The following is a 26684-nucleotide window of genomic DNA, read 5'->3' as shown; positions in this document are numbered from 1 at the left end:
GTGGCCGGATCGTTTACGCGTTACGCAACCGCCGAGCCGAATGAATAAAGATGACCCCCCCTTCCCGTCAGCCGGCGGCCACCGGGTGTTGTCTACGGTGAGACGGACGTCAAACCCGAACCGCGGCGTTTGAGTTGACGGAGTACTTGCGGCTTTCCGGCGACCCGTGTGGGCGGAGCTCTGGGTCCCCGGGATCATCCCCTGCTGGGCGGTGCTGCTGTGACCCATGGCGATGACGATCTGTCAGCCCCGAAGCGTCAGTCCGATCAGAGAGCGGCAGCTGCGTTGGCTGCCTCGGTGAGACCGTACGACGCCGCGCTGGTGGACAGGGTGTTCACGAACATCTCGTGGATCGCGGCGGCTTGGGCGCTCACCGCTTGGTACATCTGTGCGTGGGCGGCGAACTGAGCCGCGGTCAGCGCCGACACCTCGTCGGCAGCGGCGGGCACGACCCCCGTCGTCGGGGCTGCAGCGGCTGCGTTCTGAGCGCTCAAGGTCGACCCGATAGCCTGCAGGTTCCCGGCCGCCGCGGCCAAAGCCTCCGGCTGCGTGGTCACGAACGACATATTGTTCCCTCCTAGTTACTCCCCGGACTCTGTGAGACTAGATGACTGCGGCCCCCTAGGTCGGTGCCAAAGCCCGGTGTTTGCAATTGTTCACCTAGCGGTATGGCGAATTCACTTTTGGTAACGACACAGTAACAGTGCCTGACCTCGACCGCTGCCCCTCGCAGGAGGGTCACAGCAAACGGTACCAGCCCAGCGTCGCAAAAGTTGCTGGTCGTCACCACCCGCGGTCACGTGGACCCGTCGCCCGCCATAAAAATCTGATTGCCGATTAACTCGTTGCGCATGAATGCGACGACCATTCCCATGCCGCGTAGCCTCCTTTCCACGATCTCAGGCGCTCGATTGCCCCGGTTGGTGCCGGCGACGGATTGCGGGAGCGATCGGGCAAACTCGGGGCGCATCACGCTGCGCACGCTGGTGATCGCGTAACCATTGCGGACGTCAATACCTAGGAGATGCGGCGCTCAGCCGGCAAACGGTGGCCGGGCCATGACAGTGGGCCGGAATCCGTACTTGGGACCGGCGACTCCGTGCCCTGCGGTACCCGCACCGGCCAGCGGCATGCCGCCGAGCAGGTTGCCCGGTCCGCCCGCCGCTTCGGGGGCGGCGCTGATGCTGCTGACCGGGATGGCACGTCCCAACGTCGGCGCAGCCGCGCTCGGACCACCACCCGTCCAGGCCACCGGCACGGACAGCTTGCCGCCGATGGAGGTCGCGCCGCCCAGCGCCGCCACCGGATGTGCGGCCGCGGCCCCACCGCCGAGCATGCCGCCCAGCCCGCCGAGTCCGGGCAGGGCTTTGGCCGCGGCCGGAGCCGCACCACCGATGACACCCAGCGACTTCGCGATCTGCACGAAGTTGTTGCCCATACCGATACTGAAGTACGGCAGACCCTCGGTGTTGTAGAACAAACCGGCAAACGGGGTGTAGCCGTTGACGAGCGTTCCCAGGTTGGAGGGCAGCACCGTCTGTCCGGTCAGCAGAAACCAGATCTCGGTGAATGGATCCGTGGCCGTGGTGGCCTGGGTTGTCGCGTTGGTCGCTGTGGTCGCCGCGGGCTGCGCGAGCGACTGCAGTGTCTTCGACGTGTTGGTCGCCGTCGAGTTCGCCGTCGCAGTGCTGACGGCGTTGGCCTGATTGACCTCGCCCGACTGGTTGGTGACCTCGGGCGCCTTCTGGAACGGCGTGTGCTTGGTCGCGGCGGCCGATTGCCCCGCGTAGCTGTACATCGCGCCGGCATCCTGGGCCCAGTACTCGCCGTACTGTGCTTCCAGCTGAGCGATCAGCGGGGTGTTCTGCCCGAGGACGTTGGTCGCCTGCAGCTGGGTCACCTGCGTGCGGTTGGCTGCGATCAGCGGGGGCGGCACCGAGGAGGCCAGCGCGGTCTCATACGCCGCCGCGGCCGAACGCGCCTGTGTGGCAGCCTCTTCCGCCTGAGCGGCCGTCGTGGTGAGCCAGTCCACGTACGGTTGGGCAGCTTGCGCCATCGCCGCCGACGCGGTCCCGGTCCACTCGTCGCTGCTCAAGGCGGTGATGACGTTGTCATAGCTGAGCGCGGACGAGTTGAGTTCGGCCGCAAGCGCACTCCACGCCGATGCCGCCGCCACGAACGAACCCGACCCCGGACCGGAGTAGATCCGCGCCGAATTGAACTCCGGTGGGAACGCCCCATAATCCACCACGAATGTGCCCCTTATCCTGTGATTTTCGGATCGAAGAGTCGAGTAGTAAACGACGTTAATGCGCTGGTGGCCGCGGCCACGCCAGTCAGCGGAGTATCGGCCTCCAGCCGCACGTCTTCGCCGGGAGCCGGGACCAGTCGCTCGGCGCTGGCCGGCCACCCGAAGTTCGGGCGCGATTGCAGGCGTGAGCTGCCGGAATAGCCGGAGCTGAGGACTCGCCGGTTACCGTCGGCGCCGCGCGGTTGCGGCGTGGCCGGGCGGACGTGCGTCGAGGCTCGGAATAAAATCCGGCCGCGGATAAAGGTGCGGGTGTACATGACGGATTCCGCCGCTCATCCGGCCGATGGCGGGCGGGTCAGCACGCTGTAGCGGAATCCGTATTTGTTGACGTAGCCGGCGGCGGCGCCGCGCCGTCCCATGCCCCCCACCGGCATTCCCCGCAGCAGACCGTTGGCCGGCGAACCGGGCGCCCCCGTCGGGCCGACGGCCTGAACGGGTGTGGCCTCCTCGGAGACCGCGGCCGGGCTGACCGCCGAGGTCAGCGTCGCCCAGTGCTGTGGCACCGAGAGCATCCCCACCCGGGCCGCCTGCCCGGCACCCGCGGAGACCGCGCCCACCTGGCCGACGCCGCCGCCCAGGTTGCCCAGACCCAAACTGGCGAACTGCGGAGTCGGGAACCAGGCACCGCTCGCACCCGCCGTGCTACCGCCGGGACCGAAGGTCAACTGCTGGGCGATCGACGAACTGAAGCTCGCCATACCGATCGAGAAGTAACCCAGACCCGTCGTCCGTTTGAGAATCGTGTCGTAAATGCTGCTGGTCAGCCCGGCGTAGTTATTGGTCGGGGTGGGCAGCCCGGAAGTCAGGAATCCTTGGATCAGATTATCCAGCCAGGTGAACGGACCCGGCTCCGTGGCGGTCGTGGTCGATGCTTGCGCAACCACCTGAGAAGTGGTGGCGGACAACGTTTGTGGGGACACCAGCTGCGAGGTCGCATTAGCGGTGGTCTGAGCGGTGTTGCCGGCGGGCTCGGCGACGGCCTGCTCGACCGCGTCGGCCTGGTTGGAAGCCGCTTCCGGGGCGGTGGTGTTGGGCGGTGACGTGAACGGAGCCAGCTCCGATGCGGCCGCCGACGAGACGGCGTAACCGGTCATCGCGGCGGCGTCCTGGGCCCACATCTCCATGTACTGCGCCTCGGTGGCCGCGATCGCCGGGGTGTTCTGCCCGAAGAAATTCGTCGCCACCAGGGTCGCCAGCAACACCCGGTTGGCGGCGATGACCGGCGGCGGCACCGTCATCGCAAACGCCGCCTCAAACGCCGCGGCGGCCGCCCTGGCCTGCCCGGCGGTCTCGTCGGCCTGCGCGGCCAGGGCGCTGAGCCAGCTCACGTACGGCGTGACCGCCGACAACATCGTCGCCGAGGCAGGGCCGACCCACGGCGCCTGGGTCAGCTCCGAAATCACCGATGTGTAGCCGCTGGCCGCCGAGCCCAGCTCGGCACCGAGTCCGTCCCAGGCCGCTGCCGCGGCCATCATGGGCCCCGACCCCGGACCCGCATAAATACGGCCGGAATTGACCTCCGGTGGCAATGCCCAGAAGTACATGGTTACGAAGCACCGGGCTCGAACGACATGTAACCCCTCGCAGATAATTCGCAGCGATGACTTTCAGAATTTGCTTGCCAAAGGCTAAATGGCCGCACCGGCCGATCGCCGCGCCGCGATACGGCCGCTGGTGCGGCGGCGCCGCTTTCCAGAGCGGGATTCCCGCGTAGCCGCGCAGTCGGGGCGCCGGCCGGCGGATCCCGCCGTCACGGCCGCTACCTGCAGGGACACTCGGGCCGAGGGGTCCGCTGCCCGTCCACTATCCCGACATCGAGGGTCGTGTCGGGGAGGCGGCACCGACGCGAAAACCCCAGCGCGGGGTAAAAATCCGGCCGCAGATAAAGCCCGCTCGAGATTCGCTGCGGCACCTGGGACGCGCCTCGGCACAAGCGGTCGCGGATTCACCCATCCAATGACCGACGATCGGTCGGCGGTGCCGGTCGCACCAAGACGCGAAACGCGCCCTGCCGCCGATTCTTCGGGGGCAGGGCGCGTCGCAGCTCGCGCCGGCGGTGCGGGCTATCCCGCGAAGGGGGGCCGGGCCATGACGGTGGGCCGGAATCCGTATTTGGGACCGGCGACGCCGTGACCTGCGGCACCCGCACCGGCCAGCGGCATGCCGCCGAGCAGGTTTCCGGGTCCGCCCGCGGCTTCCGGGGCAGCACTGATGGCGCTGACCGGGATGGCACGTCCCAACGTCGGCGCAGCCGCGCTCGGACCACCACCCGTCCAGGCGACCGGGACCGACAACTTGCCACCCACCGAAGCCGCGTTGCCCAGCGCCGCCACCGGATGTGCGGCCGCGGCCCCACCGCCGAGCATGCCGCCCAGCCCGCCGAGTCCGGGCAGGGCCTTGGCCGCGGCCGGAGCCGCACCACCGATGACACCCAGCGACTTCGCGATCTGCACGAAGTTGTTGCCCATACCGATGCTGAAGTACGGCAGACCCTCGGTGTTGTAGAACAAACCGGCAAACGGGGCATAGCCGTTGACGGCCGTTCCGAGGTTGCTGGGCAGCACCGATTGCCCGGTCAACAGGAACCACAGCTCGGTCAGCGGATCCGTGGCCGTCTGAGTGGCCTGGGTGGTCGCGTTGGTCGTCGCGTTCGTTGCGTTCGTCGCCGCGTTGCTCACGACCTTCGAGGTGTTGGTCGCCGTCGAGTTCGCCGTAGCGGTGGTGACCGCATTGGCCTGGTTCGCCGTGCCCACGTCGTTGGTGACCTTCGGAGCGGGCTGAACCGTCGTCATGCCCTTGGTGAGCGTGGTCGACTGAGCCGCGTAGGTCGACATCGCGGCGGCGTCCTGGGCCCAAAACTCGCCGTATTGAGCCTCCAACTGCATGATCAACGGCGTGTTTTGACCCAACACGTTCGTCATCTGCAGCTGCTGCGACTGCATCCGGTTCGCCGCGATCAACGGTGGCGCCACCGACGACGCCAGCGCCGACTCATACGCCGCCGCCGCCGCCTGCGCCTGGGTGGCCGTCAGTTCAGCCTGCGTCGCCGTGGTGCTCAGCCACTCCGCGTACGGAGTCGCCGCCTGAACCATCGCCGCCGACGCCGTCCCGGTCCACTCCTCACTGGACAGCTGCGTTATCACGGTCTGGTAACTCAACGCAGCCGACTGCAGCTCGGCGGCAATCGCATTCCATGCCGATGCCGCGGCCACGTACGAACCCGACCCCGGACCCGAATAGATCCGCGCCGAATTGAACTCCGGCGGAAACATCCCGTAATCCAACATCATCGACTCCTTAACAAGCCGCGGCGGCGTTGGCCGCCTCGGTCAGGGCGTACGACCCGGAGCTTGTGCTCAGGGTGTTGACAAACATTTCGTGGATCGCCGCAGCCTGAGCGCTGACGGCCTGATACGTCTGCGCGTGGGCGGCGAACTGCGCCGCCGTCAGCGCCGACACCTCGTCGGCAGCGGCCGGCACCACCCCCGTCGTTGGGGCCGCGGCCGCGGCATTCTGAGCGCTCAGCGTTGAGCCGATGGCTTGGAGGTTGCCAGCTGCCGCTGCCAGCGCCTCCGGCTGCGTGGTCACAAACGACATCTAGACTCCTTCTTTCCTTACATCGGACCCGGCGACGTTCCGGGGCAGGTTTGCTGGTGGGTTGATGTTCATCTGGACTCTCCGCTATCCGGCCGATGGCGGGCGCGTCAGGACGCTGTAGCGGAATCCGTATTTGTTGACGTAGCCGGCGGCGGCGCCGCGCCGTCCCATGCCCCCCACCGGCATTCCCCGCAGCAGACCGTTGGCCGGTGAACCGGGCGCCCCCGTCGCGCCGACGGCCTGAACGGGTGTGGCCTCCTCGGAGACCGCGGCCGGGCTGACCGCCGAGGTCAGGTTCGCCCAGTGCTGGGGTACCGAGAGCATCCCCACCCGGGCGGCCTGTCCGGCACCCGCGGATACCGCGCCCACGTGCCCGACGCCGCCGCCGAGGTTGCCCAGACCCAGATTGGCGAACTGCGGGGTCGGGAACCAGGCACCGCCGGCGCCCGCCGTGCTACCGCCGGGACCGAAGGTCAACTGCTGTGCGATCGAGGAACTGAACTGCGCCAGTCCGTTCGAGAAGTAACCCAGACCCGTCATCCGCTTGAAGATCGTGTCGTAGAAAGTGGAGTTCAACCCCAGGTAGTTATTGGTCGGCGTCGGAAGTCCGGACTGGAAGAAGTTCTGAATCGCGCTCGTGAGCCAGGTGAACGGTCCCGGGTCCGACGCGTTCGCTGCGGCCGTGGGCGCCTGTACCGCTTGAGTCGTGCTGAGCGACAACGCTTGTGAGGATGCCAGCTGCGACGTGGTGTTGGCGGTGGTCTGTGCGGTGCTGCCGGCGGGCTCGGCGGCTGCCTGCTCGACCGCGGCGGCCTGGTTGGCAAACGCTTCGGGAGCACTCGTGTTGGGCGGCATCGCTACCGGAGGCAGCACCGACGCGGTCGCCGACGCCGCGGCATAACCGGTCATCGCGGCGGCGTCTTGTGCCCACATCTCCATGTACTGCGCCTCGGTGGCCGCGATGGCCGGGGTGTTCTGCCCGAAGAAGTTAGTCGCGACCAGGGTCGCCAGCAGCACTCGGTTGGCCGCGATCATCGGCGGCGGCACCGTCATCGCAAACGCCGCCTCAAAGGCCGCCGCGGCCGCCCGGCCCTGCCCCGCCGTCTCCTCGGCCTGCGCGGCCATCGTGTTCAGCCAGCTCACATACGGGGTGACCGCCGACACCATCGACATCGATGCCGGCCCCACCCATGGCCCGCTGGTGAGCTCGGTGATCACCGAGCCGTAACCGCTGGCCGCTACACCCAATTCCGCCGCGATCTCATCCCAGGCGGCGGACGCGGCCATCATTGGCCCCGACCCCGGACCCGCGTACATGCGACCGGAATTGAATTCGGGCGGAAACGCCGCGAAGTCAAACACCGTGTCCTCCTCAGTCGGCCGGAAACGCGATCTCGGCTGTCACACAGGTATCAGTGGTGGCCGTGGTCACGGCTCTGTAGACGACGCCACCGGTCGGCCGCTGCGCCCACGGGAGTCACCAACGGGGCCTCTTCGCCCCGCAACCCCATCAACCGGTGCGGTGTGCGCGCGCTGACCAGCTGACTGTGTCCGCAAAGGTGGTCTGCCACCGTACTTCTCGGACTTCTGGTCGGAAATGACATGCGCTCTCTGCCCCGGCTAATCTCCCGCTATCAGCAACCGAGCGACAGCTCGCGTATGCCCGAACTGCCGCCCGGCACTGAGATTAGTTCGTTACGGGGCAAACACGGACCCCCCAGAGCCACCTGTTCATCAATGGCCAGCCACTGTTCATTCCCGGTCGGCGGGAGTTCATGCAAGGCAACGGAATGTTCACCGACCGTTTGCTTTCCGCGCTGGGGCAGCGCCGGTCGGCGTCCTCAGTCCTGTTCGAGGATCAGCGCCATTTCGGGACAGGAAGCGACGCCGTCGCGGGTGGATTGCTCGTCCTCGGGCCGGACCTCATGCTCCTCGAGAATCGAATAACCCGACTCATCGATGGGGAAGAGCTCCGGGTCGACGGCGTAGCACTGGGCGTGGCCCACACACTTCGACTGTTCCAGACGAACCCTCACGAGGCTTCCTCCCTAGCGGCCCGGCTGACGGGTTTGCAGTTCACCGTTCGCTACCCAGATTAGTCGGTCGGTAAAGTGTCCAGAATGCTCGCCAATCGCTCACCGGCACCCGGGATCCCGGATTAGCGTGAGCAGGCGGACCGTGTTCCGTTGCCGCGCATGCAATATTGCTCCGCCGCCACGTGTTGGTAGGCACGAAGCGCGACCGACAACCGGAGACCGAAACGCATGAGCGAAGGCCAGCAGGGCTCGTTCTACCTACCCCGGCTCGATTTCGCGACCCTGCCGATGACCGTTGACCGGGGCCTCGGGTGGAAGACGCTGCGCGACGCCGGGCCGGTCGTCTTCATGAACGGCCACTACTACATCACCCGGCGCGAAGATGTGCTGGCCGCGCTGCGCAACACCAAGGTGTTCTCATCGACGGTGCTCCAGCCCCCCGGCCACCCATTGCCGGTGCTGCCCTTGGCTTTTGATCCACCACAACACACCCGCTATCGCCAGATCCTGCAGCCGTACTTCAGCCCGCACGCGTTGAGCAAGTCGCGTCCGGTGCTGGTGCGCCACGCCCGTGACATGATCGCGGCGCTGACCGGCCGCGGCGGGTGTGAAGTGATGGCGGACTTCGCCCACCTGTACCCGTTCCAGGTGTTCCTGGACCTCTACGGGCTGCCGCTGGAGGATCGCGATCGTCTCATCGATTGGAAAGACGCCGTCGTCAACGACAAGCCGTTCATCACCCGGACCGACATCGAGAAGTCGGAGAAGCTGCTCGCGTACTTGGCCGATGCGATCGCGCAGCGACGGCAGAACCCGGGATCGGACATGCTGTCACAAGTGATGACCGGCAAGGGCGACTTCACCGACGTCGAACTGCTGGGCATGAGTCACCTGTTGATCCTGGCGGGATTGGACACGGTGACCGCGGCCATCGGCTTCTCGTTGTACGAATTGGCGCGTAGACCCGAGCTGCGCGAGGAGCTGCGCGACAACCCGAAGCAGATCAGGGTTTTCATCGAGGAGATCGTCCGGCTCGAACCGTCCGCGCCGGTGGCACCACGGATCACCACCGAATTCGTTGAGGTCGGCGGCATGACGCTGCCGCCGGGCACGTCGGTGCGCCTGTGCATGGCCGCGGTCAACCGGGATGACAACGACGCCATGTCCACCAACCAACTCAATATGGATGGAAAAGTCCACCGGCACTGGGGGTTCGGCGGTGGACCACACCGCTGCCTGGGTTCTCATCTGGCGCGCATCGAACTGACGGTGGTCGTCGCGGAATGGCTGACCCAGATTCCGGAGTTCGAACTGCCGGAGGACTACTCCCCCGTGATCAATTACCCCTCGAAGAGTTTCGCGCTCAAGGAGTTGCCGCTGCGCTGGGGCTGAGGTGCAACAGCCACAGCGCAGCGGCGCCGTCTCACTTGCGCAGTTCGGTCGCCGCGACCTGAACGAACACGCCCGTGTCTTCGGCCATCAGCAGTCCTCGACCGCGAGGCAGCGGACCACCCTTCATCTTGCCGCGGATGAATCCCTCGTCCGGGTCGGCGTCCATCACCAGCAACGGTGCGTTCGCCTGCGCCAGCGCCCGCAACATCGGGTCGCTGCCGGCCGAGGACCAGCCACCGAACGTACGCGTGACGATTACGTGCAGGCCGACGTCGGCGGCTCGGGTCACCCATGGCGCGGCCTTGTGTAGCGGCGAGTCGAAACCCGCAGGCAGCTGCTGGATGTCGTCCACGATCAAGAAGATCTCCGGCCCGCTCCACCAGTTCCGCGCCAACAACTCCTCGGCGGACAACCCGGGCGGCGGCTCGCGGCCGGCCAGAACGGCGGCCAACTCGCCCATCATCGCCTGCACACCATCGAGGTTGTAGGCGAACTTCTCCACGTAGTCGGAACCAAGCGTGGTCAGCAGCTGACGACGCGGGTCGACCAGCCACACCTGCGCCGACGGCTGGCCGGCCGGAGGCGTCGGTGCGCTGGTCGCGCCGGGCGCATAGAGCCGCCCGATCTCGGACATGATCGTGGCCAGTGTCGTGGTACGCCCACATTCGCGACGTCCGGTCACCATCAGGTGCGCGTTCTCGGCGAAGTTGAGATACACCGGGGACAGATCCAATTCCGAGATGGCCCAGGCGATTCCGCCCGCGCCGACGCCCTGGCGGGTGTCGTGCGCGGCGAGCTCGCGGAGCTGCTCCACCCCGAAGATCGCGGGCAGCCGGCGCACCGGCGGAGCCTGAGCGCTCGTGATGCGGCTGACGGCCTCGACGATGCTGTCGGATTCGAACCGGTTGTCCGGCGTGCTGGCCAGCGCGGGACGCGCCACCAGGGTGTGCAGACCGGATTGCGGGTCGGCGTCGAGGCGGACGTAGTTGACCGCGACCATGCCGCGACCCGGCTTGACCGGAACGTCCTTGGCGAACCGGGAACGCACCAGCTTGGCGTCTTCGACGGCGGCCAGCCGCAGCTCGACCCGGGAGCCGAAGCCGCTGCGCACCGGCGGCCGCAGCTCGGATTCGCGGTCGGCGGTGACCACCACGTGCACCCCGAACGAGGGGCCCTGGTTGATGATCACGTTGACCTGCTCGATCAGCACCTCGTTCTCTTCGGCCAGCGCCCGGTAGTTGTCGACGACCAGGTAGACGTCGCCGAACCCGTCGTTGGGGACCGGACCGGGCTCGTTGCCGAACTTGCGGCGCCGGAACACCTCCATCGAGGCGATCCCGTACTCGAGGAAGCTGCGCTTGCGCTCTCGCACCAAGGCCAGCAGTTCGGCCACCGTGCGGCGGACGCCGTAGGGGTCGGTGGGGCCGGCCACCTCACCGACGTGGGGTAGGCGGGCGACGGTGGTCAGCGCGGTACCGCTGTACGCCAGGCAGTAGAACTGGATCTGCTCGGGCGTGTGGGTCAGCGCCGCCGAACAGATCAGGGTCTGCAGCGCGGTGGTCTTACCCGAACCGCCGGCACCCAGGATCAGGACGTTGGCGCCGGGTCCCGACGTGTCGACGGTCCACGGCGGCTGGTCATGCTTGAAGGGACGGTCGATGATCCCGATCGGGAAGACGAGATCCCGGGCGGTGCCGTAGTCCTGCTGCCAGGGGTGACCGAGGAACCGGTTCACCAGTTCGTCGATGGCGACCGGCCGGTCCAGCGGCGGCTGCCACAGCCGGTACGGCTGGAAGTCGATTTTGCGCAGCTGGTCGATGATGACCGTACCGACCTTGGGCGTCCGGATCCCTTCGGCGTCGTCGTCCTCGGCCGCCTCGATCGGAAGCGGCTCACCGTCGGCGGGAATGGCGGGAGCGGTGACGTCCGGCCCGCCGACGCTGACTTCCAGCGGGGTGAACGAGGTGGTGAACAGTTGCGGACGGATGTAGTCGATGCTGTGCACCAGCGACGGCGCTTCTTCTCCGTCGTCGGTGATGCCCCGCGGGAAGTAGTCCCGCCAAAGGAATTCGGCCTGGAACCGGGTGATGTCTTCCAGGCTGCGGCGGAAGTAGCCCAGACCGGCCTGGGCGGGCAGGTTCACCGCGTTCGGCACACCGGCCGCCTGGGCCGCACCGGCGGTGCGCGCCTTCAGCACCAACCGGTAACCCATGTTCTCCATGAGCTTTTCGGCGCGGCTCTCGATGGTCTGCGACGCCATCATCAGGTGGATCCAGTACGCGCGGCCCTGACGGCCGATCGAGTCGAGGACGTCGACCGCCGTCGGCATGATGCGGAACCACTCGTAGAACTCGTCGATGACGACAACGAGCATCGGCAGCGGTGCCATGTCCTGGCCACGCGCCCGCATCCGGCTGCGCACCGAGTTGTATTCCTTGGCGTCATCGACACCGGCGCTGTCGCAAATCGCCTTGCGACGGGCGATCTCACCCCACAGCGCGTCCAGGAAGCGCTCCATCAACGCCTGGTCCTCTTCCAGGTCGGTGATGATCCGGGACACGTGCGGCACCCCGGCGAACGGCTTGACCGCCGACCCACCCTTGAGGTCGGCCAGCACAAACTGGAGCTCTTCCGGCGGGTGGCTGAGCATCAGCGACTCGATCACCGTCCGCACCAGGGTCGATTTACCCGAACCCGTCGTTCCGGACATGACGCCGTGCGGACCGTCACCGCCTTCGTCCAGCGACTTCATGTCCAAAAACAGCAGTTCGCCGTTGTCGGAGCGAACACCGAACGGGGCCCGCAACCGCGACCTGCCCATCGAGTCGTTGCGGCTACCCCAGAGCGCCTCGAAGTCGATGCGGCCCGGATCGTCGATTCCGTAGTAGGCCATGATGTCGCGGGCGCCGATGTGCGCCACCCGCTGGCCGATCTCCTCGTATGCCTCGGCGAGCCGCCAGCGCGCCAGCTTCTGCGCGAACTCTTCCGCCTCGGCGGTGCTGATGTGGTCGGTGAGGGCGAAGAACCAGGGCTTCTCGTCGATGACCATCCAGGTGTCGCGGTCGCGGGGCAGCGCCTCGATCACACCCTTGTTGTCGAACCGCAGCGTGCGCTCCGGGACGGCGGTCCACATCGCCGAGCCGGTGAGGTCGAAGAACGTCACCCCGTCGACGCCTTCACCGCTGATCACGTACTCCCATTGCGGGTCAACGACATCCGCGATGATGACGGTGTGCGGCGTCGGGGTCTGGGCCGACGAACTGGCGTGTCGGGGCGTGAAAGAGCCACGGCCGGCGAACAATTCGGCCTGCTCGGCCGCGAACTCACGCACCGAGCTGTAGACCATCCGCGCGTTGCCCGCGGCGTCCTGGCGGCGCGGGTCACCGAAGTGGGGCAGCCACTTCACCCAGTCCCAGTCGTCCAGGTTCGAACTGACCACGATCATGCGCATGTGGTCGGGCCCGTGCGAGAACGCCAGCTGGCAGACGATCGCCCGCATCAGCCCCGCCGCCTGCTCGCGATCTCCGGCCAGCGAGTACCAGGGCTCGACCAGCACCGAGATCATCTTCGGCAGGTTGTAGACGACGCTTTGATAGCGACCGAATTCCTGCAGCGCCTTACCGGTCACCGGCTCCAGCTCGATGTCGGTCGGCATGTTCTGGGGCTCACCCCAGGTCACCTCGGGCCGCGTCATACCGACACCGACGCGGACCACGCCGAAGTTCAGGTCTTTACCGTCGGGCTTGCGTTCCCACATCCGCGACGACCCGACCGCGGCGGCCAAGGTGGTCGGCGCTGGGTGGAACCACCGGTAGTTGGCGTCCATGCTGTCGGCCGACTCGTGGGCGGTCTCCCGCAGCATGTCCAGCATCAGCATGAACTGGGCGCGCATTGAGTCCAGCTTGGGCCGGCTCATCTGCTGCTGGCCGCCGAACCGGCCGCCGAACATCATCATCGCGACGCCACCGATCATGAAGATCGGGAAGATCGAGCCCGCGCCGCCGAACACGTGCGAACCGCTGGCGAAGGTCATGGCGACCATGCCGATCAGCAGACCGACCACCACGACGCCGACCACGATCAGCCACCAGGGCTTGCCTTCCGGAGGCGGGACGCTCAGCGGCGTCGGAAGGACGATGTTCTCCGGCTTGATGACCGGAGGCTTCTCCGGCGTCGGCCGCGCAAATCCACGTTTCACTTCGGTACCGCCAACTCTCCTGGGGACATATCCATCGGTAGCGTGTCGTGCTCCACCAGCGCATCCGCTCGCGACAACGTCGGGCCTTGCGGGAGCAGCCGCAGTGCCACCCACGGCGCCAGGCCCGGTTTAGTCTTGAGGCCCAACGCTTCTCGCACCTCGCGGGTGTCGTCGACCCCGAAGCGGGCACCCGCATCCGTGAGCCACCACAGCGATTCGGTTGTCTTCGCGCCGGGGTCGTTCCCGGTGACCGCCACGAAGTTCGCATAGTCGGGTCCGAAGAAGACCTGGTCGGCTTCGCGTCCGGTGGTGTCCGCCTTGACCAGTGACACCACCCTGTTGACGTCCTTCGCCTCGATCGGGAGGGTCGCGCCGGAGATGACCTGGACGCGGGCCCGGTTTTCACCGGAGGTCTTCTGCCACCACCAGCAGGTCGCCGGGTTCTCGCGGATGTCCATCACGTTCAGGGGCGCGTCCGGGTAGGACGACAGGTCGAGCTTGTTGACCACCGGCATCTTCGCCAGCGCGGACGGCTCGACCGTCACCGGCTTGGTGTTGCCCGGTCCGGCGTTCTGCAGGATCTGGGCGACCAGGGGCGGCAGCGTCTGCACTCCATCGGCCAGCACCAACGAATACTGTTGTGGCCCACTGATTTGCGGGGTGACGATCACCGTGCCGATCGGGCCGGGCGCGTTCGGGAATGAAGCGCCGGCGCCGGCATTCTGGATCTGCGGCACAGTCAGTTCCGGACCCACCGGCAACGCGTCGTACAGCGCGCGGCTCATCGGCTTCGCCGTGCTGACCTGCTCAGGGGTGAGTCCAAGTGGCAGCAACACCGATCGGTTCGACCCGTCGATGCGCGAGCGGCGTCCGTCGCGGATCACCCACGAGTCTCCGCCGTAGTTCAGCACCACCGCGTCCGAGCCGGTCAACACCCGCCGATGGTTGCTCAGATCGGGATTGCCGTCGATCACCGTCACCGTCACACCCGACGGCGCGCCGGCTCCCGTCGAGTTGGCCACGGTGTCGCAGACCAACCAGGACGACGCGGACGGGCTGGTGGGGTGGAAGCTCGAGGGCGCCCCCGGGATGCCCACCATCGGACCGCGCGGCAGGGTGGCGATCTGGTTCGACCTGACCAGGTGCGGGTTGTCGGGGCGACCGGTGATGAGGCGGGCCGACGCCAAGTTCAGGGCCGGGTACAGCTTGTCGCCGACCCGGACATAGAGCGCGCCCGAGTCGCGGTCGGCGATGATCGGCGACTCGTTGATCTGGCCGGCCGGGCTGATGAAGGAGTAAAGCAGCGCGCCCAGGCAGATCACCAGCGCGGCCGAGATCGATGCCACGATGGCCAGGTTCTGGCGCCGGCCGGGCTCGACCTCCATGCGGACGCGCCACCGGGTCAGTGCCATCGCGGTCCGGCGCGCCAGGAACTGGTAGCCGGTCACCTGGGTCCGGGTCGACAACCCGAGGCCGTACCCCGACCCGCGCTGCCCGCGACTCTCTTCCGCCACTTATTCACCATCCGGTCTGCTGATGCGTCTGAATTCTGTCCCGATGAACTGATCCAGCGCGAATTACATGACAACGTTAAGGCACCTGCGCGGACCTCGCCACGCGGCGCCGAAGCCATTCACTTCTACATCTCTTTGTGCACCCGAATCCAGCGGCGCCCGCGGCGCCGGAGCCCCGCGAGGCCAACCGCGACATGCGCCATTGAGCTGGCAATTCATTTTCCCCGCCGAAGAGCTCACCGGATCTCTTCGCCTTCTCGAAGCATCGTAGTGGCCACACGGCGGCTCGTCCTGTCGAGCGCACAGCGCCGTTGTCCGCGGGAGCCATTTGTTAATGGCAGGTCACCGCCCAGCAAACAATGCGCTAACTCGCGTCGGGTCCGAGTCGCCGGCACGCGAAACATGGCAGCAAGATGGCCGTATGACTGAACTCGCGCCGTCGCTGATCGAACTCGCCCGGAGATATGGCATCGCGACGGATTACGAGGACTGGACAGGTCGGCGGGTGCGAGTTTCCGAGGGCACATTGAAGGCCGTGTTGGGTTCTTTTGGCGTCGCGGCCGATACCGAGCAAGAACGCAACGTCGCGCTGACCGCGAAAGCGCGGTCGCACTGGGCGCGCCGACTGCCCGCGACCATCGTTGGGCGCACCGGCGAGCAGATCCGGTTCTGGGCGCACGTCACCCACGGCGATCCCGCCGAGGTGTGGTTGGCGCTGGAAGACGGCACCGTGCGCGCCGATGTCGAACAGGTCGACAACTTCACCCCGCCGTTCGACCTGGACGGCCGCTGGGTCGGCGAGGCCAGCTTCCTGCTGCCCGCCCATCTGCCCCTGGGCTACCACCGGGTACACCTGCGCTCCGGCGGCTCCGAGACCAGCACCGCGCTGATCGTCACGCCGGACTGGCTCGGGCTGCCGGAGCGCCTCGGCGCCCGCCGCGCGTGGGGCCTGGCCGCTCAGCTCTACAGCGTGCGATCACGGCAGTCGTGGGGTGTCGGCGATCTGACCGATCTGACCGACCTGGCCGTGTGGTCGGCTTCGCGGCACGGCGCCGACTATCTCTTGGTCAACCCCCTGCACGCGGCGGCCCCGACCAAGCCGATGGAGCCTTCGCCGTACCTGCCGACCTCGCGGCGCTTCGTCAATCCGATTTATCTTCACGTCGAGGCGATCCCCGAATTCGCCGACCTGACCAAGCGCAGCCGGGTCCGACGGCTCCGTTCCGAGGTTCAGCAGCATGCCGCCCGCCTCGACGCCATCGACCGCGACAGCTCGTGGACGGCGAAACGGGCAGCGCTCAAGCTGCTGCACTCAGAACCGCGGTCGGCGGGACGGGAGCTGTCCTACGTCGCGTTCCGCGACCGGGAGGGCCGCGCGCTGGACGACTTCGCCACCTGGTGCGCGCTGGCCGAAAAGTACGGTGCCGACTGGCATTCCTGGCCACAGGCGCTACAGCACCCGGACGCCTCCGGGGTCGCGGACTTCGTCAAAAAGCACTCGGACACAGTCGATTTCCACCGCTGGCTGCAGTGGCAACTCGACGAGCAGCTTGCCGCGACGCAGTCACAGGCGATCCGGGCCGGCATGTCGTTGGGCATCATGCACGACCTGGCCGTCGGCGTGCACCCCAACGGCGCGGACGCCTGGGCGCTGCAGGACGTGATGGCGCTGGGCGTGACCGCCGGCGCGCCGCCGGACGAGTTCAACCAGCTCGGCCAGGACTGGTCCCAGCCGCCGTGGCGCCCGGACCGGTTGAACGAGCTCGAATATCGCCCCTTTCGCGCGTTGATCGGTGCGGTGTTGCGGCATGCCGGTGGGGTGCGCATCGACCACATCATCGGTTTGTTCCGGCTCTGGTGGATCCCGCGCGGTAGTTCACCCACCGAGGGCACCTACGTCCGGTACGACCACGAAGCCATGATCGGCATCGTCGCGCTGGAAGCGCACCGGGCCGGCGCCGTCGTCGTCGGCGAGGATCTCGGCACGGTCGAGCCGTGGGTGCGCGACTACCTCTTGTTGCGGGGGTTGCTGGGCACCTCGATCCTCTGGTTCGAGTTGGATCGCGACGACCCGAGGGCCAGCGGTGCTCCGCTGCGTGCCGAGCGTTGGCGCGAGTACTGCCTATCCTCGGTCACCACGCACGACTTGCCTCCGACCGCGGGCTATCTGGCGGGTGATCATGTGCGGCTGCGCGATTCGTTGGGTCTGCTGACCCGTCCGGTCGAAGAGGAGCTCGAGTCCGACCGGACCGAGCTGGCGGCGTGGATGGCTGAACTGCGCAGGGTCGGGTTGCTCGAGGACGGCGAAGAACAACCCGAGCAGGTCGTGCTGGCCCTGTACCGCTATCTGGGCAGGACGCCGTCCCGGCTGCTTGGTGTGGCACTTACCGACGCCGTCGGTGACCGCCGGACCCAGAATCAGCCGGGTACCACCGACGAATACCCCAACTGGCGGGTGCCGCTGACCGGTCCAGACGGGCGGGCGGTGATGCTCGAGGACGTCTTCGCCGATCGCCGCACCGCAACGCTCGCCGAAGCCGTGCGTGCGGCGGTCGCGCCGGTCGCCGCGGAAAGCGCGGCCCGCTAGTCGTCCCGGCTCGGGCCTTGTTAGCTTCGAAAACCATGAAGGTCTCAGTCGTGGCCCCGGTCGGCGACGGTGTCACCGCGGACCCCGACTGGATGGTGGCCTTCGCGCGCCACCTCGAAGAGTGCGGGTTCGAATCGATCGTCGCTGTCGAGCACACCGTGTTGCTCACCCGCTACGACAGCGTCTATCCCTACGACAATTCGGGTCGCGTCGGACTGGCGCCGGACTGCCCCATCCCGGATCCGCTTGACCTGCTTGCGTTTCTGGCCGGCCACACCAGCCGCCTGGGGCTGGCCACCGGCGTGCTGGTCCTGCCCAACCACCACCCTGTGGTGCTGGCCAAACGGGCAGCCACCCTCGATGTCCTGTCGGGCGGCCGACTGCGCCTGTGTGTGGGTGTGGGCTGGCTCAAGGAGGAGCTGGCCGCCTGTGATGTGGACTTCGAGAGCCGGGGCCGGCGCGCGGATGAGCAGCTGGCCGTCATGCGGGAATTGTGGGCGCGGCGGTCCGATGGCGCGTCCTTCACAGGCGAGTTCTTCGACTTTGAGAACGTCATGTGTTACCCGAAACCGATTGCGGCGGAACGCCTTCCGATTCACATCGGTGGACACAGCCGGGCCGCCGCGCGCCGCGCCGGGCGCCTTGGCGACGGCTTTCAGCCGCTGGGCGTGACGGGGCCCAAGCTCGCGTCGCTGATCGCGCTCATGCGTGAGGAGGCGTCGGCGGCGGGCCGTGATCCGGCGGCGCTCGAGGTGTCATTGGGCCACGCGGTCAACAAGATCGATGCCGAGCGCGCGGCGGCGCTCGTCGATCAGGGTGCCGACCGTCTGGTGCTGGCCATGCCGCCGGCCACCGATATCGAGCACGCGAAGGACCTGCTGTCGGCGTGCGCTCAGCGGCTGTCCTTGGGCTCATGACGCTTCCGGCCGAACTGCGGGCGGCGCTGAGCGACCTGGTGCACCGGTATGCCGCTTACGTCGATGACCGCGAATTCACCTCTGTTGCAGGGCTTTTCAACGACGATGCCGAGCTGGTGGCGCCCGCGCCGCCGGCCGATCTGCGGCCGATCCAGTCGTATCGCGGCCGGCGAGCCATCACCGCCGCGGTGGCGGCCGTGGCCGCGGTCGCCCGCACCGAGCACGCGATCATCGGTGAGGTGTACGACGCCGCGCAACCCGGCACCGCCCGCGGGCGGATCGCGGCCGTCGCGCACCACTGGAACGAGCGCGACGGTGAGTTGGTGGACGTGGCATGGCACCTGCGCTACGACGACGAGTATCTGCTGACCGACGTGGGCTGGCGGATCAGCCGCAGGGCATTGACGGTCAACGCGATCGAGACGCGCCCAGTGCGCCGGCTGCTGCCGCATGACCCTGGCTAGCGTGTTGGCAGTAAATTGTGCGCACACTCACAGCAAAACCCACCCGTTCGTATGTGCGGAGCAAATTGCGGCTTTCTCGGGGTAGGTGCGGCTAACGCTGCCGACAACCGGCCGGATTTGGCGCCCTCAGCGCGCTCCACAAACATTCCGGCCCGGATGGGCGCCCGGACCATCGCTTTCGTTCCCGATCGACTCCAATTAATCCAGGCGCGTTCGTGTAATTTCGGCCGCGTGACGAACACCGTTGATTCCGCGGAGACCGGTGGAGGGCGAGCAGCGCAGCACGGCTCGGTATCGACGCTGGGAGTGGGCACCCCGCTGACGTCCAATCCGGACTACCGCAACGAGATACACACCGCCGAAGACATCATCGATGTGGAGCACTACGGTGGCGGCTTCGATCTCACGAGGCGGGCCACCGCACCCAAGCTCCGAGTTGGCCGCGACAAGTGGTTCAACCTGCTGTGGCTCATCCCCATCGGCTTCGCCCTCCTGGTCGCGGCGGTGGCCATCGGCAAGGGCCTGTACAACATGCCGTCGGTGCAGGAATTCATTCACCGTTATCCCGGCGCCGATATCCCCGCGAAGGTGCCCGGCGTCCCGGCCTGGCTGGGCTGGACGCACTTTTTCAACCTGTTCATGATGATGTTCATCATCAGGACCGGCATCCAGATCCTCTGTGATCACCCGCGGCTTTACTTCAGCCGCAACGCCACCCCTGGGAAGGACGAGTGGCTGCGCGTAGGGCCCCCGGTGCCGGACGACGAGCTGTGGACCGCCAACGCCGACACCGTCGCCCTGCCGCCCCAACTGGGGCTGCCCGGTTTCCGGCACTCCATCGGGCTGGCCCGCTGGTGGCATCTGGGCATGGACGTGCTGTGGCTGCTCAACGGCCTGGTCTTCTACGTTCTGTTGTTCGTCACCGGGCAATGGCGGCACATCGTGCCGACCAGCTGGGACGTGTTCCCCAATGCGCTTTCGGTGGCGATTCAGTACCTATCCGTAGAGCACTGGCCGGCCGACAACGGCTGGGTCGCCTACAACGGCATGCAGGTGTTGGCGTACTTCACCACCGTGTTCATCGCCGCGCCGGCCGCGCTGATCACCGGTCTGGGAATGTCGCCCGCACTGTCGCAGCGCGTCCACTGGCTCAGCAAGCGGCTGAGCATTCAGCACGCGCGGTCGCTGCACTTCCTGGTGCTGGTCTATTTCTTGTTCTTCATCATCGTGCACGTCACGCTGGTGTTCGCGACCAGCGCGCTGAAGAACCTCAACCACATGTTCGCCGCCCGCGACGACAACGGTTGGATGGGCTTTTGGATCTTCGCGGCGGCCATGGTGGTGACGGCTGTCGCCTGGGTATGGGCCACCCCGTTCACCATCAAGCACCCCCGCGTGGTGCAGCGGGTCGGCTATGCGCTGGTGGGTCCCTTCCAGCGGATGCTCGAGCAGCTGGACCCCAAGCCCGGTGCCTTCACCGAAAAGGACATCTCGCCGCACCACTGGCGCAACGGACGCCTGCCGGAGACCGTCGAATACAAAGAGCTCGAGCGCGACGACTTCAAGGACTGGCGGCTGCGGGTCTACGGTCTGGTCGAGCACCCGATGGAATTCTCGCTCGAGGATTTGATGGCGCTGCCCTACCACGAGCAGATCAGCCAGCACTTCTGCATCCAGGCGTGGTCAGGCGTCGCCAAATGGGGTGGCGTGCAGATGAAGACGATCATGGACATCGTCAAACCGCTTCCCGAAGCGAAATGGGCGGTCTTCTACTCGATGGGTCTGGGCGCCACGGGCGGCATCTATTACAACGCCCACCACATCGGTCAGATGGACCACCACATGACGATGCTGGCCTACAACATGAACGACCAGCAGCTGCCCTACATGCACGGCCGACCGCTGCGGCTGCGCAATGAATTGCAGCACGGCTTCAAGCTGGTGAAGTGGATCAAAGGCATCGAGTTCGTTGCCGACTACCACGACATCGGCAGCGGTTATGGCGGCTACAGCGAAGACCACAAGTACTTCGGGCGGCACCAAACGCTCTAACAGCGCGAGCCGCGTTACCGCCGCGAAGTCGTTTGTCCGAACGGCCTTTCGGGTAGCTCCAACACATCGGTCGAAACGATGTGACAGCAGAGGAGACGCCCGTGAGGCACAGCCCTGTCGACCACGGTCGGACCGCTGATCGGTATGCGCACAGGTCGGTTGCGGCGCGGCCGCCCGGGCTCCTCGTGGTCGCGGCGGCCGCACTGGCGTTCGCGGTGTGCGTAGTCAATTTCGCCCTCGGCGAGGCCGGCGCGGGCGTCGTTTCCGCGATCATCGCCATGCTTGCTTTCGGGGCCGGCCTGTCCTGGCTTGCGATGGACGGCAGGCGCATCCGCGACGCCGAACGGGAGTGGGTGCTCGGCCGGCGGGTCCGATAGCGCAGCGTGGAGCGGCTATCGCAGCGCCGCGAGGTTGTTGACGGACTTCTGCACATCGGAGCGCAGAACCCGGGCGACCAGCGCCCCGACCGGTCCACTGAGTAACCCGCCACCGAGGTCGGCGGTGAGGTGGAACGTCGATCCGGGATGATCATCGGTCACGGTCATCGCCACCGTGAGGCGGATACCGCCACGCCCGCGCCCTTGCAGCTCAATCGCTTTGGGCTCGTCGTATCGGGTGACCTTCCAGTGGATGACGTTGCGGAAACCCTTGACCTTGACGCACGACGAGACGCACGTGCCCTCCTCGATCGTGTCGGGCACCGGCCCCCGCCACCCGGCGAAAATTGTCATCCACTCATCGAATCGATCCAGGTCGGACGCCAGCTTCCAAGCCGCTTCCGGTTCCACCTGCGACGACACCGAGACATCTACGCGAGCCAACGTCTTCCTCCCTGGCGATCAGAACGCACAACCATGGCTGGGTACCCCGACGCCGCCGCACGTATTCGTGGGCCGCCCGCTCAGGGCCAGGCCTTCTCCAGCTGCTGGGACACGTCGATGATCTGCGCCGCCTGCGATTGGGGCGCATCGATCTCGGCGGCGACGTATTGCGCGATGAAGCGCCGGATCTCACCGTCGACACCGGCCAGGATTCGCAGCACCTCGCCACGGATTGACTTGGACGAAACGTTGACGGTGATGTCGGAAGGCCGCGGTTTGGCGACGTCGACGATCAGCAACAGCGGTTCGGCCGCTCGCGCGGTCGCGCGCAATTGAATATCCCCGGAGACCTTGAAACGCTGCTTGTCCAGCCATAGGTCGACCAGCAGGTCGATCGAGAGCGGGATGTGAATGACGAAGGTGATGCTGTCGCCCAGCCGGCGCGTCACGCGGGGCTCCTGGATTTGGACGTTGGCACTGACTTTGGCGATTCGGCCCGGTCCCTGGGCTATCGGCTCCATGGCGAACTCGCTGCCGGCGATGTCGGCGAACGCGGCAGCGACCCGCTCCGGAGTGACGGCGACCTCGAAGAACCTGCGGCCAAACTCTTCGTAGGTGACATAATCGTGATTCGTCATAGGCTTATACCGTCTCATGTCGCCTGCCGGAACAGTCGCTGATCTGTTCGCGTCGCACTAATCACGCGTCAGATCCCCTCGTCCAGGGCTGGCAAACCCGGCGGTCGATCCCCCGGCAACATGCATCGATTCCGCGGAGTTTGTGAAGCGCATCACAGGCGGGGGGCTTCGATTCGATGCGCAGGGCGATCGCCTGCAAGGCTTGATGGTGGAGGTGTTTGGAGTCTCATGCCCCAGGAAGTAACTGAACCGCGCACGGGCCTGGCCCAGGTGTCGGAGGTCCTCATCTGGCTCGGTGGCGGACACCGGCGCGAGCTGGGTGAGCGTCACGAACGGTCCACTCACGCGGTCGCCGGCGCCGTCGTGTTGGCGGGCGCGGTGTTGGCGTGGCTGGTCGCGATCCTGGCGGTCAGCGAGTCGGCTCGCTGGCCGCTGCCGGCCGTCGTGCCGCTCACCGGAGTCTTCGGCCTGCTCGTCGGCGCTGTCGTCCGCGGCACCATCCCGGGGCTCAAACGCAGCCGCCCAGGTGTCGTGGGCCGCGCCGCTGTGGCGGCGGCGGTGGGCGTCGTCGTCGGCGAACTGGCGGCACTGGTCATACTGTCCAGCTCGATCGACCATCGTCTCGACGAACGAGCGGTGCGCAACGCCGAATCGGCCCCCGCGGTCGCGCAAGCGTCGGCGTCGCTGCAGCAATCCAAGGCTGCCCGCGCCGGGCTCGACAGCGCGGTCGCGCAGGCCCGCGACCGCCAGGACAAGGCCTTGGTCGTCGCCCGCTGCGAATACCGTCCCACGCCTGGCTGCCCCCAGACCCGGATCACCGGTGATCCCGGCGCCGGGCCGGAGACGCGCACGGCCAACGAGCTTCTCGCGGATGCTCAGCACGAATTGGACACCGCGCTGGCGGCGCGGGACAGCCGCGCGCCGGACCTGGATGCCGCGATTTCCCGTGAAGAGCTGGCTCTGCGCAACGCACGGAGCGGGGCCGTGGCGGACGCGGGCCGTGGCCTGGGCGCACGGTGGGTCGCGATGAACGACCTCGCCTCCGCCGATGCCGGGGCAATGACCCTGCGGCTGCTGACGATCGCGCTGTGCATGCTGCTCTACGTGACGCCACTGATCCTGGGTTTGTGGCGCGGTGAGACTACCCACGATCGCCGTGCCTCCTCGCGCGCCCAGCGTGAACGCGCCGAACTCGATGCGGACACCGCCATCGCCGTCAAGCGCGCCGAGGTGCGCCGCGAGGCCGAAATCCTCTGGGCCGAACACCAACTGACGCAGGCTCGGCTTGCCATTGCGGCGCAGACCGAGATCGACCGCGAGCAGCAGCGCCGCCGGGTTTCCGAGGCTTTGGGCCCCGCGGTGCACGCGCCATCGCACCGCGCCTTCGAGCCGGCCGACGACGACGTGTATCTGCCGATCGCCGCCGAAGCCGAGGCGGCCAGCCTGGCGATCACCCAACTGCCCGCCCCGGAACCGGCCGCAGGCACTGCCCAGACCTCCGAGGCGCCGGAGAACCTGCCCGCGCCCCTGCCGCAGGCCGGCGAGGTCGAGGCCCACGAAGAGCGGAATGCACCGTCGATCCCGTCGATCCCGGACGCCACCAGGGCAGCGGCCCGCTGGATTCGCCCGCTGGTGCCGCCGTTCGTGGCGAAGGTGATCGATACGACCACCCAGCCGCTGCGCAGCGCGCGCCAGGTGTTCGAAGGCGTCCTGGAAGAGACGGAAGAGATCACATTCACGCTGAAGCGGAGCCGCAAGTTGGCGGTCAACTCCGAGGCCTCGGACACCGAGTTATCTGGGCTGCCCCCCAACGCTCAAACCGGCTCGGCAAAAACGGAATTCGTCGCCTCGTCGCGGCAGGAACCCGGCGGTCGAGCACGTCGGCCGGTGGCGGGTCGGGATTTCCATTCGCCCTTGCCGCGGCGGTCCGGACATGATGCGGGACGGCTGTCGGTGGAATCCGCCGACCGCGGCTCTCGGCGTTCGCTGACGAAGCGGGACGGGCCACCCGAATTGGATCCGCCGGACGGCCCGCGCCAGCTGCCGCCGCCGAAATAGCCTGTCGTTATTCGACATCGGAAGCGCTTTGCTGTCGGGTTGACATCGTCGTAGTTGGAAGCGGCCGGGCAACCCCTCGAAGCTCGGCCGCCCCAACGTCTTGGCGCCCTCAGCAGGTCAGGGCGGCGGATGTGAACAGCGCACCCCACTCGTGGCGGGCTGCGGACTGCGCGTCGACGAAGCTGGGAGTCTTCTCGCCGTCGCCCGCCAGGTGGACGAGTGCCCAGGCCATGGCGAATACCGGTACTTTGTGCCGTATCGCCGCGCTGTGCAATTCGTCCAAAGCGGCGTCGGAAGGACACCGGCGAAGGCCGATGAGAATGCCCCGGGCGGTGTCGAGAATCCGACCGGAATTCGGCCCACAAGAAGTTTGGGCGGGGACCCAGTTCGACGTCATGCTGTGTGATACCTCCTGCTGCGCCCTTGCGGAACCGCTACTCGCATAGCGGCAGGAATTCGTGCGGTACGCTTCGTTGCGGCCGCAATCCCCAAAAGGCGCCCTGTGCAATGATTTGCGGATCCGTCGCGTTGTGCCAGTGCACCATTGACATTGAGACGCGGCCGTTACCGTTTCGGAATCGGTTGCTCATCAAAGAATTCGCGACACATGGTATCGAAAAGGGCTGCAAAGCAGCGCAATCAGAGAATGGCGTTGGTCGCCTTGGCCTCGGCGATGTCATCCCAGTCGATGTCGAGTTCCAGCAGGATCTCTTCGGTGTGCTGTCCGTGCTCCGGGGCGCGCGCGGGAGACGGTGGCGTCTCGTTGAATTGCACTGGCGCGGCGACGATTCGGTACTTCTCACCTTGGTCGTCGACATTGGTCACGACGTATCCGTTGGGTTCGACCTGCGGGTCGTTGAGCGTTTCGCGTGGGGTCGCCAGCGCACCCCACACGCCCGGCTCGTCCGCGAGCACCGCCTGCCAGTGTGCGAGGTCGTGACGGGCAAAGGTATTGGCCAGCAGCTCGGTCGCGGCGGCCGCGTTGGCGATCAGGTTGGCCGACGGGACGAATCGCTCATCGTCGGCCAGTTCGGCCAGTCCCATGCGCCGGCAGAAGCCCGCCCAGAATTTGTCGGGCTGCAGGAACACCAGCTGGATCCACCGGCCGTCTTTGGTCTTGTACCGATTCACCAGCGGGTTGATGGCCAGCCCCGGCGGTGCGCCCGGGATACCGTCGATATCGAAGAAGTCGGCCGCCGAAATGGACGGCGCTATCGACCACATCGCCTGTGCCAGCAGCGAAGAGTCGACGATGACGGGTTCGCCGGTGCGTTCCCGGTGGAACAACGCGGCACAAACCCCGCCCGCCAGCGTCGCCCCGCCCTGCAAGTCACCGAAGCCGGGCCCCTGGACCGCGGGGTTCTCGCTGCCGAATGGCGTGAGCGTATAGGCGACCCCGCCGCGAGCCAGATACGTCGTGGCATCGAATCCGCCGCGATCGCGATCGGGCCCGCGGACCCCCAGGCCGGTGCCGCGCGCGATGATGATCTTCGGGTTGAACGAGCGGATGTCCTCAACTGTCAGCCGGGCGCGTTCGAGGGCACCCGGCAGCCAATTGGTCAAGAACACATCGGCACTGGCCAACAGCCGGCCGAACAGCTCGCGGCCCGTTTCCGACTTGATGTCGATGGCGATGCTGCGCTTGCCGCGGTTGCCCAGCTCCAGGATGAAGTCGGCGTCCGGGCGGGCCGCCTGACGGGTGAAGCCACCCACGACCAGCGCGCGTCCGGGATCGCCCGCGCTGACGCCCTCCACCTTGATGACGTCGGCGCCCCAGTCCGACAACACGGCGCCCGCGGAGGGCACATAGGTCCACGAGGCCAGTTCGATCACCCGCACCCCTCGAAGGACACCGCCGTGCACGTCAGACATCGTCAATCCCCTCGTCGTGTCCATTCCTTGCTATTTTAGATATTCTAGCTAGTCTTGGGCGTAGTGATAGCCCATCTGCAGGTCAGCGCAGTTTTTGGTGGAAGAGATGCGATGGAGCCGACCGAGGGTCTCATTCCGGTGCCAGCCGCGGTGACAGGTGCGTCGTACTGCGGCGCGGGCGGGCGAGAAGTCGATTCCTTCCCACGCCAGCACGAGCGGTGCCAACG

At 66.9% G+C, this 26684-nt stretch carries 20 protein-coding genes; 7 read left to right on the top strand and 13 right to left on the bottom strand.

Features of this window, described 5'->3' with window-relative positions; translation table 11 throughout:
• Positions 1 to 266: 266 nt before the first annotated feature.
• The 7 genes from AC5Y4H_RS03820 to fdxE all read right to left on the bottom strand — a co-directional run bounded on the left by AC5Y4H_RS03820 (position 267) and on the right by fdxE (position 7944).
• Complete coding sequence (locus AC5Y4H_RS03820; RefSeq protein ID WP_067123308.1) at positions 267 to 566, bottom strand: PE family protein; 300 nt, start codon at positions 564 to 566, stop codon at positions 267 to 269.
• 467 nt (positions 567 to 1033) lie between these two features.
• Positions 1034 to 2251: a PPE family protein gene (locus AC5Y4H_RS03815; protein WP_499978715.1), complete on the bottom strand. Its 1218-nt coding sequence runs from the start codon at positions 2249 to 2251 to the stop codon at positions 1034 to 1036.
• A 332-nt stretch (positions 2252 to 2583) separates the two neighbouring features.
• A complete protein-coding gene (locus AC5Y4H_RS03810; RefSeq protein WP_499978713.1) occupies positions 2584 to 3855 on the bottom strand; it encodes a PPE family protein, SVP subgroup in 1272 nt (423 codons plus the stop codon).
• Positions 3856 to 4374: 519 nt separating this feature from the next.
• On the bottom strand, positions 4375 to 5601 hold the full coding sequence (locus tag AC5Y4H_RS03805) for a PPE family protein (protein ID WP_499978711.1): 1227 nt from the start codon (positions 5599 to 5601) through the stop codon (positions 4375 to 4377).
• Between the two features lie 7 nt (positions 5602 to 5608).
• Positions 5609 to 5908, bottom strand: coding sequence for a PE family protein (locus AC5Y4H_RS03800; protein ID WP_499978709.1), 300 nt, complete (start codon positions 5906 to 5908; stop codon positions 5609 to 5611).
• An 84-nt stretch (positions 5909 to 5992) separates the two neighbouring features.
• A complete protein-coding gene (locus tag AC5Y4H_RS03795; protein ID WP_499978707.1) occupies positions 5993 to 7270 on the bottom strand; it encodes a PPE family protein in 1278 nt (425 codons plus the stop codon).
• 479 nt (positions 7271 to 7749) lie between these two features.
• Positions 7750 to 7944, bottom strand: a complete 195-nt coding sequence (gene fdxE, locus AC5Y4H_RS03790; protein ID WP_499978706.1) for a ferredoxin FdxE — start codon at positions 7942 to 7944, stop codon at positions 7750 to 7752.
• Positions 7945 to 8172: 228 nt separating this feature from the next.
• On the opposite strand from fdxE, the gene AC5Y4H_RS03785 reads away from it, so the two are divergent.
• Positions 8173 to 9336, top strand: a complete 1164-nt coding sequence (locus AC5Y4H_RS03785) for a cytochrome P450 (RefSeq protein ID WP_499978705.1) — start codon at positions 8173 to 8175, stop codon at positions 9334 to 9336.
• Between the two features lie 31 nt (positions 9337 to 9367).
• On the opposite strand, the gene eccCa is transcribed toward AC5Y4H_RS03785, so the two are convergent.
• Together eccCa and eccB are read right to left on the bottom strand one after the other, a co-directional pair.
• Positions 9368 to 13534: a type VII secretion protein EccCa gene (gene eccCa / locus AC5Y4H_RS03780; protein WP_499978703.1), complete on the bottom strand. Its 4167-nt coding sequence runs from the start codon at positions 13532 to 13534 to the stop codon at positions 9368 to 9370.
• A complete protein-coding gene (gene eccB, locus AC5Y4H_RS03775) occupies positions 13531 to 15048 on the bottom strand; it encodes a type VII secretion protein EccB (protein ID WP_499978700.1) in 1518 nt (505 codons plus the stop codon). The genes eccCa and eccB overlap by 4 nt, the downstream gene beginning before the upstream one ends.
• A 421-nt stretch (positions 15049 to 15469) precedes the next feature.
• Between eccB and malQ the strand changes: the two genes are divergently transcribed.
• From malQ to AC5Y4H_RS03750, 5 genes are all read left to right on the top strand, one after another.
• Positions 15470 to 17635, top strand: a complete 2166-nt coding sequence (malQ, locus tag AC5Y4H_RS03770; RefSeq protein ID WP_499978698.1) for a 4-alpha-glucanotransferase — start codon at positions 15470 to 15472, stop codon at positions 17633 to 17635.
• Positions 17636 to 17670: 35 nt separating this feature from the next.
• The gene (locus AC5Y4H_RS03765) at positions 17671 to 18552 is read left to right on the top strand and encodes an LLM class F420-dependent oxidoreductase (RefSeq protein WP_499978696.1); all 882 of its coding nucleotides are present in this window, start codon (positions 17671 to 17673) and stop codon (positions 18550 to 18552) included.
• The gene (locus AC5Y4H_RS03760; RefSeq protein ID WP_499978694.1) at positions 18549 to 19016 is read left to right on the top strand and encodes a nuclear transport factor 2 family protein; all 468 of its coding nucleotides are present in this window, start codon (positions 18549 to 18551) and stop codon (positions 19014 to 19016) included. Before AC5Y4H_RS03765 ends, AC5Y4H_RS03760 begins: the two co-directional genes overlap by 4 nt.
• A gap of 306 nt (positions 19017 to 19322) precedes the next feature.
• Entirely contained in the window at positions 19323 to 21068 is a 1746-nt protein-coding gene (locus AC5Y4H_RS03755; RefSeq protein ID WP_499979140.1) for a molybdopterin-dependent oxidoreductase, read from the top strand.
• A gap of 101 nt (positions 21069 to 21169) precedes the next feature.
• Positions 21170 to 21445 (top strand): LapA family protein, encoded by a 276-nt coding sequence (locus tag AC5Y4H_RS03750; protein WP_499978692.1) that lies wholly within the window; start codon positions 21170 to 21172, stop codon positions 21443 to 21445.
• A 15-nt stretch (positions 21446 to 21460) separates the two neighbouring features.
• Here AC5Y4H_RS03750 and AC5Y4H_RS03745 read toward each other — a convergent pair whose 3' ends face one another.
• Both AC5Y4H_RS03745 and AC5Y4H_RS03740 read right to left on the bottom strand, forming a co-directional pair.
• Positions 21461 to 21889, bottom strand: a complete 429-nt coding sequence (locus tag AC5Y4H_RS03745) for a type II toxin-antitoxin system Rv0910 family toxin (protein ID WP_499978690.1) — start codon at positions 21887 to 21889, stop codon at positions 21461 to 21463.
• Between the two features lie 80 nt (positions 21890 to 21969).
• Positions 21970 to 22527, bottom strand: a complete 558-nt coding sequence (locus AC5Y4H_RS03740; RefSeq protein WP_499978688.1) for a hypothetical protein — start codon at positions 22525 to 22527, stop codon at positions 21970 to 21972.
• A gap of 228 nt (positions 22528 to 22755) precedes the next feature.
• Between AC5Y4H_RS03740 and AC5Y4H_RS03735 the strand changes: the two genes are divergently transcribed.
• Positions 22756 to 24585, top strand: a complete 1830-nt coding sequence (locus tag AC5Y4H_RS03735) for a DUF4407 domain-containing protein (RefSeq protein WP_499978686.1) — start codon at positions 22756 to 22758, stop codon at positions 24583 to 24585.
• Positions 24586 to 24694: 109 nt separating this feature from the next.
• Here the strand turns inward: AC5Y4H_RS03735 and AC5Y4H_RS03730 are convergent, their stop codons facing one another.
• Both AC5Y4H_RS03730 and AC5Y4H_RS03725 read right to left on the bottom strand, forming a co-directional pair.
• On the bottom strand, positions 24695 to 24982 hold the full coding sequence (locus AC5Y4H_RS03730) for an ANTAR domain-containing protein (RefSeq protein ID WP_499978685.1): 288 nt from the start codon (positions 24980 to 24982) through the stop codon (positions 24695 to 24697).
• A gap of 242 nt (positions 24983 to 25224) precedes the next feature.
• The gene (locus AC5Y4H_RS03725; RefSeq protein WP_499978683.1) at positions 25225 to 26481 is read right to left on the bottom strand and encodes a CaiB/BaiF CoA transferase family protein; all 1257 of its coding nucleotides are present in this window, start codon (positions 26479 to 26481) and stop codon (positions 25225 to 25227) included.
• Positions 26482 to 26684 lie beyond the last annotated feature (203 nt).

Source organism: Mycobacterium sp. NGS58 (genome assembly GCF_059812385.1).
This window is presented reverse-complemented; position numbering and strand designations above follow the sequence as displayed.